This window comes from Cellulomonas massiliensis JC225, from assembly GCF_000312005.1.
Lineage (GTDB): Bacteria > Actinomycetota > Actinomycetes > Actinomycetales > Cellulomonadaceae > Cellulomonas > Cellulomonas massiliensis.
Genome location: NZ_HE978588.1, coordinates 2,108,410 through 2,112,093, shown reverse-complemented (window position 1 = coordinate 2,112,093; position 3,684 = coordinate 2,108,410). Strand labels below are relative to the sequence as shown.

The following is a 3,684-nucleotide window of genomic DNA, read 5'->3' as shown; positions in this document are numbered from 1 at the left end:
CCGCCGACGCGAGCGCGGCGACGACCGGCAGGCGACGCGCCGCCGGGCGCAGCAGGCCGCGCCGGTCGACGGGCAGCCCCAGCCACCACGTCGCCTCCGCGCCGCCCGCGCCCACGGGGCCGAGGCGGCCCGCGAGCGACAGCAGCACGCCGGCCAGGCCGACGAGCAGCACGACCACGAGCGTCGCCAGGCTGAGCCCGGACTCGGGCACCGAGGGTGCCGGCGGCAGCGCCACGCGCAGCGTCCCGGCGACGCCGAACGCGAGGCCGAGGGCGATCGCGGTCGACACGACGGCGTAGTACACGTCGGAGAGCAGGCTGCCGACGCTCGCAGTGGCCCGCGCCCGGCCGGCGCGCGTCGTGTACCGCCGCACCGCGCTCGCGAACGGGACCGCGCCGACCTCGAACGGCGCGACGGCGGGCGCGCCCGGCTCGCTCACGGGTTCTCCCGGCTGATGACGGCCGCCGCGTCGGACGCGCTGAGCACGCGGGTGGCGTCGTCCGCGACGTGCACGCCCCGGTCGGCCACCGCGAGGACGAGGTCCGGGTCGTGCGTCGCGAGGAGGACGGCGCCGCCCGCCTCCTTCTCGTCGAGGAGGCGCCGGGCGAGCCGGTCGCGCATCGCCCGGTCGAGGCGCTGCTCCGGCTCGTCGAGCACGAGCAGCGACCGCGGGCGCACGAAGCCGGCGGCGAGCAGCAGGCGCCGGCGCTGGCCGGACGAGAGCGCGACGGGCAGCGACCGCGCGTGCCCGGCGAGGCCGAACTCGTCGAGCAGCCCGGCGACGACGTCGTCGGCGTCCCGCACGCCGTGCCCCCGCGCGGTGAGGTACAGGTGCTCCGAGACCGTGAGGGCCGGGAAGTAGGCGTCGTCGTCCAGGACGGACGCGACGCGGGCGCGGAACTCGGCGGAGCGGTCGTCGACCGGGGCGCCCAGGACCTCCAGCAGCCCGCCGGCCGGCTCGAGCAGCCCGATCACGGCCCGCAGGACCGTCGACTTGCCCGACCCGTTGGCGCCGACCAGCGCGACCGCGCGGCCGGGCGCCAGCGTGAAGGTGACCGGTGCGCACACCGGCGAGCCCCCGTAGCCGACGACGAGATCACGGGCACGCACCACCGGCTTCGACACGCGCGCCAGCGTAGACCGCGCGGCCCGGGACCCCCGCGGCGGTCACGCGCGGTCGAGGAACTCCTCGCGCTCGCCGGCCAGGAGGTCGCCGATCGCGCGCTGCAACGGCGGCCACGCCGTCAGGTCGGGGTCGTCGCCCACCCACGCGCGGGCGTCCTCGCGCGCCTGCTCGATGAGCTCGGTGTCGCGCGTGACGCGCAGCAGCCGCAGCGACGTCGCCCCGCCGGACTGGGCGGCGCCGAGCACGTCGCCCTCCCGGCGCAGCTCCAGGTCCAGCGCCGCCAGGGCGAAGCCGTCCGTCGTCCGGGCGAGGGTCTCGACCCGCGTCGCGCCGGGGCTGCCCTCGGGCGCCTGCGAGACGAGGAAGCAGACCCCCGGCTCGGTGCCGCGCCCGATCCGGCCGCGCAGCTGGTGCAGCTGCGAGACGCCGAACCGGTCCGCGTCCAGCACGAGCATGACGGTCGCCTCGGGCACGTCGACGCCCACCTCGACCACCGTGGTCGAGACCAGCACGGGCGTCGCCCCCGACGCGAGCTCCGCCAGCGCGCGGTCCTTGTCCTCGGGCGTCATCCGGCCGTGCAGCACCCCGACCGGGACGCCCGCGAGCTCCGGCCGGTGCCGGAGCTCCTCGACGACGTCGAGCACCGCGCGCAGCGGCCGGCGCGCCGGTGCGTCGACGTCGGCCAGCGTGGTCGGCTCGGCGGCGACGAGGTCCGCGCCGTCGCCGTCCGCCTTGTCGTCCGGGTCGATCCGGGCGCACACCACGTAGACGCGGCCGCCGGCGTCGACCTCCTCGCGCACGCGCTGCCACATCCGGTCCACCCAGCCCGGCCGGTCCGCCGGGACGACGTGCGTGACGACCGGGCTGCGGCCCGCCGGGACCTCCGCGAGGACGGACGTCTCGAGGTCCCCGAAGACGGTCATCGCGACCGTGCGCGGGATCGGCGTCGCCGTCATGACGAGCAGGTGCGGCGCCGTCGACGCCTTGGCGCGCAGCCGGTCGCGCTGCTCGACGCCGAACCGGTGCTGCTCGTCGACCACGACGAGCCCCAGGTCGGCGAACTGCACCGCGTCGGCGAGCAGGGCGTGCGTGCCCACGACGATCCCGGCCGCGCCGCTCGCGGCGTCCAGCAGCGCGGCACGCCGCTGGGCCGCCGGCAGCGAGCCGGTGAGCAGCGCGACGCGGGTGGCCACCTCGGCGCCCCCGAGCATGCCGCCCTCGGCGAGGTCGCCCAGCAGGGCGCGCAGCGTGCGCGCGTGCTGCGCCGCGAGCACCTCGGTCGGCGCGAGCAGCGCCGCCTGCCCGCCCGCGTCGACGACCTGGAGCATCGCCCGCAGCGCCACCACGGTCTTGCCCGAGCCGACCTCGCCCTGCAGCAGCCGCTGCATCGGCGCCGTCGACGACAGCTCCGCCGCGATCGTCTCCCCGACCTCGCGCTGGCCCGCCGTGAGGGTGAACGGCAGGCGTGCGTCGAACGCCTCCAGCAGGCCTGCGCCGCGGCGCTCGCGCGCGGTGCCGGGCTCGCTCGCGGCGGCCGCCCGCCGGCGGGCGAGCTCGGCCTGCAGCACGAAGGCCTCCTCGTACCGCAGGCGCTGCCGCCCCCGGCGCCAGTCCGCCTCCTCGTGCGGCGTGTGCACCTCGACGAGCGCGGTGTGCAGCGGTCCGAGGCCGCGCCGCTCGCGCACCGCCGGCGGGAGGGGGTCGTCGACGTCCTGCTCGCGCAGCGGGTCGAGCACCGTGCGGACCACCGACGCGATCTTCGCGGAGTCGACGTCCCCCGTCGCCGGGTAGACGGGCCGCGGGCGGCCCGCCTCCTCGCGCAGCCGCTCCTCCGCCGCGTCGTCCTCGGCGTCGAAGTAGTCCACCCGCGGGTGGGAGAGCTGGGCCTGGCCACGGAACGACGTCACCTGACCGGTGAACATCGCGCGCCGGCCGGGCCGCAGGCTCGTGAGGAACGACTTCACGAGGTACTGCTTGCGCACGAAGAACGTCAGCGGCAGCGTCCGGCGGCCGTCGGTGATGACGGCCTCCACGCGCGGCGAGCCGTCCTTGCGGGCGTAACGGACCGTCGCGCTGCGCACGTCGGCGACGATCGAGACCGTCTCGCCGACGACGAGGCTCGCGATGTCCGTCAGGGTGCCGGGGTCGGCGTACCGGCGCGGGTAGTGCCGCAGCAGGTCGCCGGACGTGCGCAGGCCCATCGCCTCCAGCTTCGGCGCGAGGCGCGGCTGGATGCTGCGCAGCGGCTCGTCCAGCGGGCGGCGCGACGGCTCGACGCCGTCGGCGTAGCGGGCCATCACTCGACCCCCACGAGGAACGCCGGCCCGCAGCCCGTGGGCCCGAGCACGACGGGCTCGGCGTGCAGCCGGCCGACCTCGTCCAGCAGGGCCGCGAGCGCGTCGGGGCCGAGCGCGTCCCGGTGCACGACCGTGAGCGACTCCCCCGCGGGGCCGAGGCCCCGCACCGCGTCGGCCAGCTGCCCGGCGTGGTCGGCCGCGGCGACGCGCAGCCGCGGCAGCGCCGAGCGCACCGCCTGCGGGTCCGGGTCCGGCCCGGCG

At 77.9% G+C, this 3,684-nt stretch carries 4 protein-coding genes; all 4 read right to left on the bottom strand.

Translation table 11 applies throughout. The features are described from left to right. Positions 1-439: DUF6297 family protein (locus HGCM_RS19880; protein WP_040399055.1), on the bottom strand; the 439-nt coding region annotated here is incomplete at its 3' end. Continuing rightward, complete coding sequence (locus HGCM_RS10035) at positions 436-1,125, bottom strand: ABC transporter ATP-binding protein (RefSeq protein WP_019136709.1); 690 nt, start codon at positions 1,123-1,125, stop codon at positions 436-438. The genes HGCM_RS19880 and HGCM_RS10035, both read right to left, overlap by 4 nt. Positions 1,126-1,167: 42 nt before the next feature. After that, positions 1,168-3,423 (bottom strand): ATP-dependent DNA helicase RecG, encoded by a 2,256-nt coding sequence (locus HGCM_RS10030; protein WP_019136708.1) that lies wholly within the window; start codon positions 3,421-3,423, stop codon positions 1,168-1,170. Next, positions 3,423-3,684: hypothetical protein (locus HGCM_RS19875; RefSeq protein ID WP_161604976.1), on the bottom strand; the 262-nt coding region annotated here is incomplete at its 5' end. The genes HGCM_RS10030 and HGCM_RS19875, both read right to left, overlap by 1 nt.

Bases quoted from the DNA above. Each gene is read 5' to 3' on its own strand.
- HGCM_RS10030 (WP_019136708.1), bottom strand. From the start codon at position 3,423: ATGGCCCGCTACGCCGACGGCGTCGAGCCGTCGCGCCGCCCGCTGGAC.